Raw genomic sequence first — 14,501 nt, 5'->3', positions numbered from 1 at the left:
GAAGGGGGATGATGGTTGACGTGAGCGACGTTGGCCTCCGCGACCACCATCCCAAGCGCGGGGAGCTACGCATCTACCTCGGCGCGGCTCCGGGCGTGGGCAAGACGTACTCGATGCTGGGCGAAGCGCATCGGCGGCTGGAACGCGGCACCGATGTGGTGGCGGGCGTGGTGGAGACCCACGGACGGACGAAAACCGCTGAGCTGCTTGAGGGCATCGAGGTGATTCCGCCGCGCCAGGTCGAATATCGCGGCGGTAGCTTCCCCGAACTCGACGTGCCGGCCGTTTTGGCCCGGCACCCCCAGGTTGTGCTGGTCGACGAGCTCGCCCACACCAATACGCCGGGCAGCAAGAACCCCAAGCGATGGCAGGACGTCGAGGAACTGCTGGACGCCGGGATCACCGTGATCTCCACGGTCAACGTCCAGCACCTGGAAAGCCTCAACGACGTCGTCGCGCAGATCACCGGCATCGAGCAAAAGGAGACCATACCGGACTTCATCGTGCGCCAGGCCTCGCAGGTCGAGCTCATCGACATCACGCCGGAAGCGTTGCGGCGCAGGTTATCCCACGGCAATGTCTACGCCCCCGACCGCATCGATGCCGCGCTGTCCAACTACTTCCGCCGTGGAAACCTCACCGCGCTAAGGGAATTGGCGCTGCTGTGGCTCGCCGACCAGGTCGACACCGCGCTGGCCAAATACCGGGCCGAGAACAAGATCACCGACATGTGGGAGGCCCGCGAACGGGTCGTCGTCGCGGTCACCGGTGGTCCCGAGTCCGAAACTCTGGTACGACGCGCTTCCCGGATCGCCTCGAAGTCGACCGCCGAGTTGATGGTGGTGCACGTCATCCGCGGTGACGGCCTGGCCGGTCTGTCGGAGTCGCGGATGGCCAAGATCAGGGAACTGGCCAGCAGCCTGGACGCGTCGATGCACACCGTGGTCGGCGACGAGGTCCCCACGGCCCTGCTCGAATTCGCCCGCGAGATGAACGCCACGCAGCTGGTGATCGGCACCTCGCGACGGTCGCGCTGGGCGCGGCTGTTCGAGGAGGGAATCGGCCCGCGGATCGTCGAACTATCGGGGAAGATCGACGTGCACCTGGTCACCCACGAGGAATCCAAACGCGGCTTCCGCGCGTCCTCGCTGGCACCCCGCGAGCGGCGGGTCGCCTCATGGCTGGCGGCGCTGATCGTGCCGTCGGTCATCTGCGCCGTCATCGTGACGGTGCTTGACCCGTACTTGGGCACCAGTGGAGACAGCGCGCTGTTCTTCGTGGGGGTGCTGCTGGTCGGTCTGCTGGGAGGCGTTGCCCCGGCGGCGGTCTCGGCGGTGACGTCCAGCCTGTTGCTGAACTACTTCTTGACAGCGCCCCGGCATACATTCACCATCGCCGAACCCGACGCCGCGGTTACCGAACTGGTGCTGCTGCTGATCGCGGTCGCGGTCGCGGTGCTGGTCGATGGCGCGACCCAACGCACCCGGGAGGCCCGGCGCGCTTCGCAGGAGGCCGAGCTGCTGACCCTGTTCGCCGGTTCGGTACTGCGCGGGGCGGACCTGGAAACGCTGCTCGAGCGGGTGCGCGAGACCTACGCCCAGCGGACGGTCAGCATGCTGCGCGAGACCGACGACACATTGCGCGCCGGCGGCAAGAAGACCGAGGTGGTCGCGTGCGTGGGCCGCGAGCCTTGTGTGACAATCGATTCCGCCGACACCGCCATCGAGGTCGGCGATGACGAGTTCTGGATGCTGCTGGCGGGCAGGAAGCTGTCCGCGCGCGACCGGCGGGTGCTCAGCGCGGTGGCCAGGCAGGCCGCGGGTTTGATCAGGCAGCGTGAGCTCGCCGAGGAAGCCAGCCGTGCCGAGGCGATCGTGCGGGCCGACGAACTGCGGCGCTCCCTGTTGTCGGCGGTCAGCCACGACCTGCGGACGCCGCTGGCGGCGGCCAAGGTCGCCGTCTCCAGCCTGCGCGCCGAGGACGTCGCCTTCTCCCCCACCGACACGGCCGAATTGCTGGCCACCATCGAGGAGTCGATCGACCAGCTGACCGCCCTGGTCGGAAACCTGCTTGACTCATCGCGTTTGGCCGCCGGGGTGATCCACCCGGACCTGCGCCGGGTGTATCTGGAGGAGACGGTGCAGCGGGCCCTGGTCAGTATCGGCAAGGGCGCCACGGGTTTCTTCCGGTCCGCCATCGACCGGGTCAAGGTCGACGTCGCCGATGCCATGGTGATGGCCGACGCCGGGCTGCTGGAACGGGTGCTGGCCAACCTGATTGACAACGCGCTGCGCTACGCGCCCAACTGTGTGGTGCGGGTCAACGCCGGGCAGGTGGGCGATCGCGTGCTGATCAACGTCATCGACGAGGGCCCCGGAATTCCGCACGGGGCCGAAGAACAGATCTTCGAAGCGTTTCAGCGGCTCGGCGATAACGACAACACCATCGGCGTCGGCCTGGGGATGTCGGTGGCGCGGGGCTTCGTCGAGGCGATGGGCGGGACCATTACGGCCACCGATACCCCGGGAGGCGGGCTGACCGTGATCGTGGATATGGCCGCGCCGCAACCGATAGGCGCGCTGTGACTCGCGTTTTGGTGATCGATGACGAACCGCAGATCCTGCGCGCGCTGCGCATCAACCTGTCCGTGCGGGGTTATGAGGTGATCACCGCATCCAGCGGCACCGGCGCGTTGCGGGCAGCCGCCGAACACAAGCCCGACGTGGTGATCCTCGACCTCGGCCTGCCCGACATCTCCGGGATCGACGTGCTGGCCGGCCTGCGCGGCTGGCTCACCGCGCCGGTGATCGTGCTGTCGGCGCGCACCGATTCGTCGGACAAGGTCGAGGCGCTGGACGCCGGCGCCGACGACTACGTGACGAAACCCTTTGGCATGGACGAGTTCCTGGCGCGGCTGCGTGCGGCGGTGCGGCGCAACACCGCGGCCTCCGAACTGGAACAACCCGTCATCGAGACCGAGTCGTTCACCGTCGACCTGGTCGCCAAGAAAGTCACCAAGAACGGCAGCGAGGTTCACCTCACCCCCACCGAGTGGGGCATGCTGGAGGTGCTCGTCCGCAACCGAGGCAAGTTGGTCGGCCGCGAGGAGCTCCTGAAGGAGGTGTGGGGTCCGGCGTATGCCACCGAAACACATTATCTCCGAGTGTATCTCGCGCAGCTGCGCCGCAAACTCGAGGACGACCCGTCACATCCCAAGCACCTGCTGACCGAGTCGGGCATGGGGTATCGGTTCGAGGCCTGACGTTCGGCAGCTTGGTCACATGCGCACCATCCGCCTCCGCGGGGAGGCACTCGACCTTATGCCCGCCTCACAGCGACAACTTTGCCGTCGCCCGCAACGCCAGCACGCGTTGGTGTATTCGGTGCTCGGTACTGCGCGGGATGTACCCCGGACCGTACACAGCTCGACCCAGCCGACGGGCCCTGTCGCGGCCGACCTCCCAGCGCAAAGCATCCGAGATCACTTTTGATGCCCTGCCCGGGATGCAAAAGCCCTGCCTCTTAAGCGACTCCATCATCTCGGCGATAGTGGCCCGTCCATGGTGAGCAAGGTGCATCGTGAGCACGTAGCGAAGCTCGGTCCCTTGAAGGTTCATTCCCGCAGGGTGGCACACCCGTCTGACACCGGCGAAGTTGTCGCTGCGAGGCGGGCACAAGCGGTGCCCACTTTTCCAGAGACTGGTGTGACCTATGTGGCTTATTCGGCGATGGACAACACGATGCCGTCCAGGATGTCGTGCTCGCTGACGGTCAGCTCGTCGATGGCCGCACGGGCGCGCAGCTCGCGCGCCAACTCCTCGACCACGATGGCGCCCCCGCCGATCACGTCGGCGCGGCCCTCATGCATCGGGCCCAGCGCAGCGCGCTGCGCCCGCGTCATGCCGATCAGTCGTTCGCACACCGCCACCAGGTCGGCGCCGGCAACTCGCGAAAGATGAATGGCCGCAGAGTCATATGTTGTCATGTTGTGGGCCAGCGCCGACAGCGTGGTCATCGTCCCGGCCAGCCCGACCCAGGTCTTCGCCCCCTCGACGGGCACCTCACCCAGCGCGACCTCGAGCCGCTCGCGTACCACCTGGCGCGCCGCCGCGACTTCCTCGGGCGTCGGGGGGTCCGAATGCAGGCAGCGTTCGGTCAGCCGGACGCAGCCGATGTCGGCCGAATAGCTGGCCGTCACTCCGTCTTCGGCGCCACCGCCGGTGACGATTTCGGTGGAGCCGCCGCCCAGATCGACGACGACGAAAGGACCCGCCGCGCTGTCCAACTCGCCGACGGCGCCGCGGAACGACAGCGACGCCTCCTCGGCGCCGGTGATGACCTCCGCCACCGCTCCGGGCAGCACCGCGCCCAGCACGTCGGCCGTCATCGCGAAGAAGGCGTCGCGGTTGGCGACGTCGCGGGCGGCCGAGGTGGCTACCATCCGCACCCGTTGCGCCCCATGCCGTTTCAGTAAGGCCGCGTAGTCGGTGAGCGCCGCACGGGTGCGCGCTATCGCGTCCACCGCGAACTCACCGGTGGCGTCGACACCCTGACCCAGCCGCACGATCCGCGTCTCGCGGTGCACATCGCGCAGCCTGCCATCGTCCAGGTCGGCGATCAGCAAGCGAATTGAGTTGGTACCGCAGTCGATTCCCGCGAGTCTGCCGTTCACCATCGATCCGCCTCCAGAACCCCGGCCATCGCCGGCTCGCCGGCCAGGATCGCCAGCGCCTCGTCGCCGAACGGGTTCACGCCGGGCCCCTTGGCCAGCGAATGGGCGATCAGCACGTGCAGGCACTTGACCCGGTCGGGCATCCCGCCGCCGGAGAACGTGGTGCCCAGCGATTCGATCGCGTCCCGTTCGGCCAGATACGACTCGTGGGCGCGCCGGTAGGCGGCCGCCAAGTCAGGGTCCCTGCCCAGCCGCTCGGTCATTTCGCGCATCAGCCCCGTCGTCTCCAGCCTGCTGGCCGCGGCCGTCAGCGCCGGATGGGTCAGGTAGTACAACGTCGGAAAGGGCGTGCCGTCGGGCAGTTTCGGTGCCGTTTTCACCACGCCGGGTTCGCCATTGGGACAACGGTAGGCGATCTCGAGCACCCCGCGCGGCTCGCGGCCGAGTTGGCGCGCCACCGCTTCCAGGTCGCCACGATCAACCACCGGGACCCGCGGGATTCGGTGCGGGCACCGGACCGGGCGCTCCCGGTTCGACCGGCGGCGGGGCTTGGGGCGCAGGCGGATTGGCCGGCGGCAGGTGCGGGGCGTCGGCGATGGTATGCCACAGCGACGTGTACCAGGGGTCGGTGTTGGCCGGTTTCGCCGAGGGGGATCCCGGCTGCACCGGCTCGGCCGCCGACGGCGGAAGCTGCACCTGGAACGGGATGTCGCCGGGCTTGACGAAGCCGAGCCGCTCGCGGGCCTGCGCCGCGATGTAGGCCGGGTCGCCGAGCTTGGCCTTGCGCTGCTCGAGATCCGCGACCTGACGCCGCAGCGCCGCCTCGGTGGCGGCCAGCTGGTTCATCTCGGTGCGCTGGGCGAAGTAGGTGCGCACCGGTCCGGCGATGGTCAACGTCAGCACGCAGATCACCGCGGCCAGCACCGCCGCCCGGCGCGCGGTGAACCCCAGCCGTTGCTCGGAGCGCTGCTCGACCGATTCGGCCGCCTGGCGCGTGATGGGCTCGACGACATGCTCTTGCTGCGTGCGCGCGGTGGCGCGGCCTGCCGGATTCGCCGTGGGCGACGTCCGCGACGACGGCTTGGAGGACGGCTTGGCCGAGCGACGGCGCCGAACCGAGTCACCGGCCTTCCCCGGGCGCGATGCCGGGGAGCGCCGTTTGGAGTCGGGCCGTTTCGCGTCAGCCATGTCAACCGTTGCGCGTCAAGCTATTTCGCCTCCACGGCATACCGCGGGAAGGCCAGGTCGCCGGCGTAGCGGGCGGCGTCACCGAGCGCCTCCTCGATCCGCAGCAGCTGGTTGTACTTGGCGACACGCTCGCTGCGGGCCGGCGCACCGGTCTTGATCTGCCCGCTGCCCACGGCCACCGCCAGGTCGGCGATGGTGGTGTCCTCGGTCTCGCCGCTGCGATGGCTCATCATCGTGCGATAGCCGCTGTGGTGGGCGAGCGCGACGGCGTCCAGTGTCTCGGTCAGCGTCCCGATCTGATTCACCTTGACCAGCAAGGCATTTGCCACGCCCTTGTCGATGCCCTCTTCCAGGCGTTCGGGATTGGTGACGAAGATGTCGTCGCCGACCAGCTGCACCCGGTCACCGATCGACGCGGTCAAGGTCGCCCAGCCGTCCCAATCATCTTCCGACAGAGGGTCTTCGATGGATACCAACGGATACGAGCCCAACAGACCGGCGTAGAAGTCCGCCATCTGCGCCGCGGTGCGCGTGCTGCCCTCGAACTTGTAGCCGGTCCCCTCGGTGAAGAATTCGGTGGCGGCCGCGTCGAGGGCCAGCGCCACGTCGGAACCGAGCTTGAAACCGACCGTCTCGATGGCCCGGCTGATCAGGTCCAGGGCCGCGGTGGTGCCCGCCACGTCGGGGGCGAAACCGCCCTCGTCGCCCAGGCCCGTGCTCAAGCCCTCCTTCTTCAGCACCGCCTTGAGCGCGTGGTACACCTCGGCGCCCCAGCGCAGCGCCTCGGCGAAGCTGGGCGCACCGATCGGCGCGACCATGAACTCCTGGATGTCGACGGCGGTGTCGGCGTGCGCGCCGCCATTGAGGATGTTCATCATCGGCACCGGCAGGATGTGGGCGTTCGGGCCGCCCAGGTAGCGGAACAGCGGCAGCTCGGCGGAATCGGCGGCGGCCTTGGCCACGGCCAGCGATACACCCAGGATCGCGTTGCCGCCCAGCCTCGACTTGTCGGGGGTGCCGTCCAGATCCAGCAGCGCCTGGTCCACTAACCGCTGATCGTCGGCGTTCAGGCCGATCACCGCCGGGCCGATCTCGTCCAGCACGGCCTGCACCGCCTTCTGCACGCCCTTGCCGCCGTAACGCTCGCCGCCGTCGCGCAGCTCGACGGCCTCGTGTTCGCCCGTCGACGCCCCGGAGGGCACCGCCGCGCGGGCGAACGTTCCGTCGATCAGGGCAATCTCGACCTCGACTGTCGGGTTACCGCGGGAATCGAGGATCTCGCGGGCCCCGACCTGCTCGATAATCGGCACTGAGTTCTCCTTGCGTCCTAGCCGGTGCGTGCTTTCGCCGGTCAGCGATACATCCTGCTACAGCGGGTGACCTTTCGCGTAGGCGGTGGCCCAATCGCGGACCGCCCGGGCATACACCCCGGAGTTGTTGTAGGCGCGCAGCGCGGTGATCCAGCCGCGGGGCGTTGCGAGATCCTTTCCGCGCCAACACAGGTAACCGGCCGCCGCGAGCGCGGCGTCGTCAATGTTGTCGGGGCTGACGCGGCCGTCGTTGTGAGCGTCGACACCATAGAGCCGCCACGTCTCCGGGATGAACTGCATCGGTCCCATGGCGCGCGTCACTCCGTCGTCGTCGGTGACGGCTTCCTCGGTGTCGACGATGCGCAGCGTGCCGCCGCTGCCGTCGAGGCGGACACCCCGAATCGGGGGGCTCACATCGCCGTTGGGGGCCAGCCGCGCGCCGCGGTAGGTGCCGTGATGGCTCTCGACCTGGCCGATGCCGGCCAGGGTGGTCCACGCGATGTGGCATTTCGGGTTCTCGACTTCGGCCACCCGCGCCGCGTAGGCGTAGGCCTCGAGCGCGATCACCGGGATCTCGAGTGCCGCCGACCGCTGTTGTGCCCAGTCCCGCAACTGATCCGCGGGCCGGCCGCTGGCGTGGGTGTCCACCGCGGGCACCGGATCCCCGGCCGGTGGTGGCACGCCGTCGGGGATGAACAGGCTGAGCTGCCAGGTGCAGCTGGAGGCCAGAACGATCGCGGTCGCGCCGATCACGGCGGCCGCGCGCATCCAACGCCTCGGCGACACCATGCTTTCCTGAGCTCCCCTAAACTCGCCTGCACCAACTCCCGCCACACCATCGTCCCATGCGTTCGGGACCTACCCGGTTGCGTCGGGCCCCGGCGGACCGACTCGCCGTCGGCGTCAGCTAATCCTCCGATCGCTGTTGGTCGCCTCGGCTAGCGCGGTCGGCCGCCCGCCAACCACGGGGATTCGCAACCTCATCGGCGATATTGCCGAGCGCGCGCGGACAAATCGGGCAAACATTCCGGCGGTCGCTCTGCGTCCTGTTCGAAATGCGAATCAACGCGCGACCGCGCGGAGGTAACGGCGGGCGCGCGTCAGGCGTCGTCGGCCGCGGCGTCGGCGGTGGACTCCTCGGCCGCCGGGCCGGCCTCGCCGTGGGTCTCCAGCGCCGACTGTTGCGGCGCATCGTCGATCGGCGCCGCGGTCGGCCAGTGCTCGCGCCACTCCCGCTCGGAGATCTCGCCGAGCGGGACCACGTCGAGCTCCTCGGGAACACCGGTGCCGCGGCGCGCCGCCGCGATCGACCGCTCGACTCCGCGGACCGTCTCCACGAAGTCCAGAACGGCGGTGCGCAACGCACTTTCGGCATCGACATCGGCCGACACCGAGACCGAGGTGATCTCGTCGGGGATCAGGTCGGCGGGAAGGCCCGCTTTGCCGGCCCGGGCGACGACCTTCTGGGCCAGTGCCAACGCGGGCTGCCCGGTGTGCACATCGTCCATCACCGATTTCCGCGGCTTCTCGGCGGCCTTGCGCTCTTCCCACTGGGCCAACTGCTCTTCGAGCGAAATCGATTGTCCGGCAAGAACTCCCGGCACCCGGTTGCCGAGTTTGCGCATCAGGGCGCCGGCGACATCGTCGATGGTGAAGGCGGACTGCGGCGCATCCTCGGCGATGCGGGCGTGGAACAGCACCTGCAGCAGCACGTCGCCGAGCTCGTCGCGCAACTGCTCGGCGTTGCCGCTGCCGACGGCGTCGAGCAGCTCGTAGGTCTCCTCCAGCAAAAACCTGCGCAGCGAATCGTGGGTCTGCTCGCTTTCCCACGGCCCGGCGGTGCGCAGCTTGTCCATCATCGCCACGGCATCGACCAGCCGCTCACCGCGGGGCGTCTCCGGCGCCGAGATCAGCCGCGCGCCTGCGGCCAGCCGGGCGGTGACGGCGGGGTGCTCGGGGTCCGACGACAGCAGCACGGGGGCCGGAGCGTCGGGGTCACCGGAGTGCACCGGGCGCGCCGCGGGCAGCGACCAGGGCACCGCGACGGGCATCTCCTCGGTGTATTGCACCTCGCCGGTCAGGTGCTCGATGGCCTCGACGGGCACCAGCGAGGGACGGCGGGGGTCGAACAAGACGACGATCATCGCGCCTGTCGTTCCTCCCTTGCCATCGACGCAGGTAGTTCACTCGTTATACCAATGTCTGCCTGCGGTTTGCCCTGCAGTGCCGTCACCAGGTTGGCCACCATCTGCACCAGCTCGACATCGCGCAGCCGCGGCGCGCCCACCCCGCCGGACCGCGGGATCGGCACCGACACCGTGGACGTCGTGGCGCGGTAGTTCGCGGCCGGATACATCCGCTTGAGCCGCACCTGCGCCGAATCCGGCAGCGTCATCGGCGAGACCCGCACGGTGGACGCCGACGGCGCGGACACCTCGGTGATGCCGGCGGCGCGGCACAACAGCCGCAGCCGGGCCACCGCGACCAGCCGCAGGGCCGGTTCGGGCAGCGCCCCGTACCGGTCGATGAGTTCCTCCACGACCGCGTCGATCTCGCCATCGGAACCCGCGGCGGCCAGCCGCCGATACCCCTCCAGGCGCAGCCTGTCGCTGGCGATGTAGTCCGGCGGCAGGTGCGCGTCGACCGGCAGGTCGATCCGCACGTCCTTGGGTTCCTCGGCGGTGGTGACGGTGTGGCCGTCGGCGGCGGCCCGATAGGCCTCCACCGCCTCGCCCACCAACCGGACGTACAGGTCGAAGCCCACCCCCGCGACGTGCCCGGACTGCTCGACGCCCAGCACGTTGCCGGCCCCGCGGATTTCCAGGTCCTTCATCGCGACGGCCATGCCCGCGCCCAGCTCGTTGTTCTGCGCGATGGTGGCCAGCCGGTCGTAGGCCGTCTCGGTCAGCGGCGAGTGCGGCGGATACAGGAAGTAGGCGTAGCCGCGCTCCCGGCTGCGGCCAACCCGGCCGCGCAGCTGGTGAAGTTGGGAGAGGCCGAAGGTGTCGGCGCGCTCGACGATCAGCGTGTTGGCGTTGGAGATGTCGAGGCCGGTCTCGACGATCGTGGTGCACACCAGGATGTCGTATTCGCGGTTCCAGAACCCCTGCACCGTGCGTTCCAGCCGTTCCTCGGGCATCTGCCCGTGCGCGACGACCACCCGCGCCTCGGGCACCAGCTCGCGGATCCGCGCCGCCGTCCGGTCGATGGAGCTGACCCGGTTGTGCACATAGAAGACCTGGCCGTCGCGCAGCAGCTCGCGTCGCAGGGCCGCCGCGACCTGCTTGTCGTCGTGTGGGCCCACATAGGTCAGCACCGGATACCGCTCCTCGGGCGGCGTCAGGATCGTCGACATCTCCCGGATGCCGGCCAGGCTCATCTCCAACGTCCGAGGAATCGGAGTGGCGCTCATGGTCAGCACGTCGACGTGGGTGCGCAGCGACTTGATGTGCTCCTTGTGCTCGACGCCGAACCGCTGCTCCTCGTCGACCACCACCAGCCCCAGGTCCTTCCAGCGCACCCCGGTCTGCAACAGCCGATGCGTGCCGATCACCACGTCCACCGAGCCGTCGGCCAGCCCCTCGACGACGGCCTTGGACTCCGCCGCGTCGGTGAACCGGGACAGGCCCTTGACGGTGACGGGGAATCCGGTCATCCGGTCGGTGAAGGTCTGCAGGTGCTGGTCGGCCAGCAACGTGGTGGGCACCAGCACGGCGACCTGCTTGCCGTCCTGGACCGCCTTGAACGCCGCCCGCACCGCGATCTCGGTCTTGCCGTAGCCGACGTCGCCGCAGATCACCCGGTCCATCGGGATCGGCTTTTCCATGTCGGATTTGACCTCGGTGATCGCGGTGAGCTGGTCGACCGTCTCGGTGTAGCCGAACGCGTCTTCCATCTCGGCCTGCCACGGGGTGTCCGGCCCGAACGCGTGACCCGGGCTGGCCTGCCGCTTGGCGTACAGCGACACCAGCTCACCGGCGATCTCGCGCACCGCGCGGCGCGCCTTGGTCTTGGTGTTGGTCCAGTCGCTGCCGCCGAGCTTGGACAGCGCCGGCGCCTGCCCACCGACGTACCGGGACAGCTGGTCCAGCGAATCCATCGGCACATACAACTTGTCTGAGCCGCCGCCACGCTTGCTCGAGGCGTATTCGAGTACCAGGTACTCGCGCCGCGCGCCGCCGACGGTGCGCTCGACCATCTCGACGAACCGGCCGATGCCGTGTTGGTCGTGCACCACCAGATCACCGGCCGTGAGCGCCAGCGGGTCAACGGTGTTGCGCCGCTTGGCCGCCAGGCGTTTGCCTTCGACGGCGGTCACCCGGCTGCCGGTGAGGTCGGTCTCGGTGATCACCACCAGCGTGGCGCCGGGGATGATGACGCCGTCGTGCAGCGGGCCCTTGAGCACACCGACCACGCCGGCCTTGGGGGCGGCGCCCGAGTCGAGCATGGCCGCGGGGGTGTCACATTCGGCCAGCCGTTCCACCACGCGGTGCGCGGTCCCGCTGCCGGGCGCGACGACGACGGCGTAGCCGCCGGTGCTGACGTGCGCGCGCAGCATCGCGAAGATGCCGTCGATGTCGTGCTGATGTCCGCGCGCCGAGGGCGCCGCCCGGATGTCCAGCTCCACGGCCGACTCGTCGGACAGCTGGCTCAACGTCCACCACGGATGCCCGGCGCGGGTCGCCGCAGCCCGCACGTCGTCGAGCTCGGCGAATCCCGACCCGCCGAACTGCGCCACGTCGACCGGGGCGTCGGTACCCAGCGCGGCCACCGACCACGACGCCTCGAGGAACTCGCTGCCGGTCTTGATCAGGTCGGCGGCCCGGGTGCGGACCTTCTCCGGGTCGCACAGCAACACCGGTGTGTGCTGCGCCAATTGATCGGTGAGCAACACGTGCTCGCCGGGCCGAAGCACCGGCAGCAGCGCCTCCATGCCGTCGACCGAGATGCCCTCGCCGATCTTGGCCAACATGTCGGTGACGCTGCCGGTGATGGTGGGCTCGGTGGTGCGGTGCCGGGCGGCCAGTTCGGCGGCGCGCCGCCGCACGTCATCGGTCAGCAACAGTTCCCGGCAGGCCACCGCGATCAGGGTGTCGACCTCGATCTCGGGGATCGAGCGCTGATCGGCGACCGAGAACATCCGCATTTCGCTGACCTCGTCGCCCCAGAACTCGATGCGCACGGGGTGCTCGGCGGTCGGGGGGAAGACGTCGAGAATCCCGCCGCGCACGGCGAATTCGCCGCGCCGGCCCACCATGTCGACCCGGGTGTAGGCCAGTTCGGCGAGCCGGGCGATCACGCCCTCGAATTCGACTTCGGCGCCCACGGTCAACGTGACCGGCTCCACCAGGCCCAGCTGCGGCGTCATCGGTTGCAGCAGCGAGCGCACCGCGGTCACCACCACCTGCAGCGGCGGGCCCAGTCGCGCGTCTTCGGGATGGGCCAGCCGGCGCAGCACCGTCAGCCGGGCGCCGACGGTGTCGACGCCGGGCGAAAGCCGCTCGTGCGGCAGCGTTTCCCACGACGGGAACACCGCGACGGCGTCGCCGAACACGCCGCGCAGTTCGGCGGTCAAGTCGTCGGCTTCGCGCCCGGTCGCGGTGACTACCAGCAGAGGACCCAACCGCGCCAGCGCGCTGGCGACGAACAGCCGTGCGCTGGCTGGACCCACCAGGTGTAATTCGGCAGGCGACGCGGCCGCGCTGTCGATCAGCTGCTGGAAGGTCGGCGCGGTGAGCGCCAATTCAACGAGCCCCGCGATCGGGGTTTCTGGGCGAGCAGCCCCCGGTGCGGTCATGATGAATTCCATTCTAGGGGCCCTCAGTGACAGGGCCGGACGCACCGAACCACGTCAATATTGAGGTCGGCGACGTCAAGGGATCGTAAGAAAAGCACCACCGGACTACCCCCGGGGCGCACGTTGAATTCATGACATTGCTGGACATCCTGCCGTCCCTCGGTCACGCGGCTCCCCCACGTTTCGATCCCGCGATCTGGCCCATCACCGCCCACCCCGACGAACACGGCAGGCTGTGCGTCGGCGGGGTCCCTCTGGCCGACATCGCCGACGAGTTTCACACACCGGCCTACGTCATCGACGAAACCGACTTCCGGCATCGCGCCCGCCGCTACCGGCGGGCGCTGCGTGGCGCCGAGGTGGTCTACGCCGGAAAGTCGCTCCTGAGCACCGCCGTGGCCCGCTGGGCCCGCGACGAGGGTCTGGGCATCGACGTCTGCTCGGTCGGCGAGCTGGCCGTCGCGCTCGCCGGAGGCTTCGACCCGGCCCGCATCGTCATGCACGGCAATGCGAAATCACCCGAGGAGTTGCGCGAGGCGGTGCGCGTCGGCGTGGGGCGCATCGTGCTGGATTCCTGCATGGAGATCACGTACCTCGCCGGTCTGGCGCGGCGGCGCCAGCCGGTGCTCATCCGGGTGACCCCCGACATCGACATCCACGGACACCACGCCGTCACCACCGGCGTCAGCGACCAGAAATTCGGCTTCACCCTGACCGGCCACCACGCCGCCGAGGCCGTGCAGCGCGTGCTGGCGCACCCCATCCTCGACCTCGTCGGCCTGCACTGCCATATCGGGTCACAGGTCACCGACCCCGCCCTCTACGGCGAGGCGATCCGCCGGATGATCCCGGCGATGGCCGACATCCGGGCCCGCCACGGCGTCATCCTCACCGAGCTGAACATCGGCGGCGGGCACGCCGTCCCCTACGTCACCGGCGATCGCGAGCTCGACCTCGAACAGCTGGCCGACGTCATCGAGGACGCCCTCGACGAAGCCTGCGCCGCCGAGCATTTCCCCCGCCCGCAGATCGTGGTGGAGCCGGGCCGGGCCATCAGCGCACGGGCCGGCGTCACGCTGTATCGGGTGTGCTCGATCAAGACACAAGCCAACGGCCGCACCTTCGTCGCCGTCGACGGCGGCATGAGCGACAACCCGCGGGTGTCGTTGTACGGCGCGCGTTACGACATCGCGCTGGCGAACCGGCACCCGTTGGGCCTTAAGCAGCGCGTCACCGTGGCCGGCCGGCACTGTGAATCGGGCGACGAGATCGCCCGTGACGTCGAGCTTCCCGCCGACCTACACCCCGGCGATCTGCTGGCCGTGGCCTGCACCGGCGCGTATCACCACAGCATGGCGTCGAACTACAACATGGTCGGGCGCCCCGCGCTGGTGGCGGTCAAGGACGGGCGGGCGCGCGAACTGGTCCGCCGGGAGACGGTTGCCGACCTGCTGGCCCGCGACTGCGGCTAGCCCATCGCGGGAGGGTCGCCGGCCCTGCCGCTCGCCGAGCGTAAGCGCACTGCGGAAAATCC

At 69.3% G+C, this 14,501-nt stretch carries 10 protein-coding genes and 1 pseudogene; 3 read left to right on the top strand and 8 right to left on the bottom strand.

Features of this window, described 5'->3' with window-relative positions:
* Positions 1 to 8 precede the first annotated feature (8 nt).
* Positions 9 to 2,585 (top strand): ATP-binding protein, encoded by a 2,577-nt coding sequence (locus AC5Y5B_RS04965; protein WP_112631945.1) that lies wholly within the window; start codon positions 9 to 11, stop codon positions 2,583 to 2,585.
* Complete coding sequence (locus AC5Y5B_RS04960; protein WP_500004120.1) at positions 2,582 to 3,262, top strand: response regulator; 681 nt, start codon at positions 2,582 to 2,584, stop codon at positions 3,260 to 3,262. The genes AC5Y5B_RS04965 and AC5Y5B_RS04960 overlap by 4 nt, the downstream gene beginning before the upstream one ends.
* Before the next feature lie 15 nt (positions 3,263 to 3,277).
* Here the strand turns inward: AC5Y5B_RS04960 and AC5Y5B_RS04955 are convergent.
* The 8 genes and pseudogenes from AC5Y5B_RS04955 to mfd all read right to left on the bottom strand — a co-directional run bounded on the left by AC5Y5B_RS04955 (position 3,278) and on the right by mfd (position 12,967).
* Positions 3,278 to 3,617 (bottom strand): annotated as a pseudogene (locus AC5Y5B_RS04955) (hypothetical protein).
* Positions 3,618 to 3,718: 101 nt separating this feature from the next.
* Positions 3,719 to 4,675 carry a Ppx/GppA phosphatase family protein gene (locus AC5Y5B_RS04950; RefSeq protein ID WP_112631942.1) on the bottom strand — a complete coding sequence of 319 codons (957 nt, stop codon included), beginning with the start codon at positions 4,673 to 4,675 and terminating at the stop codon, positions 3,719 to 3,721.
* Positions 4,669 to 5,157 (bottom strand): DUF501 domain-containing protein, encoded by a 489-nt coding sequence (locus AC5Y5B_RS04945; protein WP_112631941.1) that lies wholly within the window; start codon positions 5,155 to 5,157, stop codon positions 4,669 to 4,671. The genes AC5Y5B_RS04950 and AC5Y5B_RS04945 overlap by 7 nt, the downstream gene beginning before the upstream one ends.
* A complete protein-coding gene (locus AC5Y5B_RS04940; RefSeq protein WP_112631940.1) occupies positions 5,150 to 5,860 on the bottom strand; it encodes an FtsB family cell division protein in 711 nt (236 codons plus the stop codon). The genes AC5Y5B_RS04945 and AC5Y5B_RS04940 overlap by 8 nt, the downstream gene beginning before the upstream one ends.
* A 20-nt stretch (positions 5,861 to 5,880) precedes the next feature.
* The gene (eno, locus tag AC5Y5B_RS04935; RefSeq protein WP_112631939.1) at positions 5,881 to 7,170 is read right to left on the bottom strand and encodes a phosphopyruvate hydratase; all 1,290 of its coding nucleotides are present in this window, start codon (positions 7,168 to 7,170) and stop codon (positions 5,881 to 5,883) included.
* A gap of 57 nt (positions 7,171 to 7,227) precedes the next feature.
* The gene (locus tag AC5Y5B_RS04930; RefSeq protein ID WP_112632003.1) at positions 7,228 to 7,956 is read right to left on the bottom strand and encodes a lytic transglycosylase domain-containing protein; all 729 of its coding nucleotides are present in this window, start codon (positions 7,954 to 7,956) and stop codon (positions 7,228 to 7,230) included.
* A 314-nt stretch (positions 7,957 to 8,270) separates the two neighbouring features.
* A complete protein-coding gene (locus AC5Y5B_RS04925; protein WP_500004115.1) occupies positions 8,271 to 9,314 on the bottom strand; it encodes a nucleoside triphosphate pyrophosphohydrolase in 1,044 nt (347 codons plus the stop codon).
* Entirely contained in the window at positions 9,311 to 12,967 is a 3,657-nt protein-coding gene (gene mfd, locus AC5Y5B_RS04920) for a transcription-repair coupling factor (RefSeq protein WP_500004113.1), read from the bottom strand. Before mfd ends, AC5Y5B_RS04925 begins: the two co-directional genes overlap by 4 nt.
* Positions 12,968 to 13,098: 131 nt before the next feature.
* Between mfd and lysA the strand changes: the two genes are divergently transcribed.
* On the top strand, positions 13,099 to 14,439 hold the full coding sequence (gene lysA, locus AC5Y5B_RS04915) for a diaminopimelate decarboxylase (RefSeq protein ID WP_500004110.1): 1,341 nt from the start codon (positions 13,099 to 13,101) through the stop codon (positions 14,437 to 14,439).
* Positions 14,440 to 14,501 lie beyond the last annotated feature (62 nt).

Source organism: Mycobacterium sp. NGS33, from assembly GCF_059812885.1.
Note: the sequence above shows the minus strand (reverse complement) of the source record. Positions and strands in the feature narration are given on the sequence as shown.

Coding starts and splice junctions, on each gene's coding strand:
- AC5Y5B_RS04965 (WP_112631945.1), top strand. CDS start 9: ATGATGGTTGACGTGAGCGACGTTGGCCTCCGCGACCACCATCCCAAG.
- AC5Y5B_RS04950 (WP_112631942.1), bottom strand. CDS start 4,675: ATGGTGAACGGCAGACTCGCGGGAATCGACTGCGGTACCAACTCAATT.
- AC5Y5B_RS04940 (WP_112631940.1), bottom strand. CDS start 5,860: ATGGCTGACGCGAAACGGCCCGACTCCAAACGGCGCTCCCCGGCATCG.
- AC5Y5B_RS04925 (WP_500004115.1), bottom strand. CDS start 9,314: ATGATCGTCGTCTTGTTCGACCCCCGCCGTCCCTCGCTGGTGCCCGTC.
- mfd (WP_500004113.1), bottom strand. CDS start 12,967: ATGACCGCACCGGGGGCTGCTCGCCCAGAAACCCCGATCGCGGGGCTC.
- lysA (WP_500004110.1), top strand. CDS start 13,099: ATGACATTGCTGGACATCCTGCCGTCCCTCGGTCACGCGGCTCCCCCA.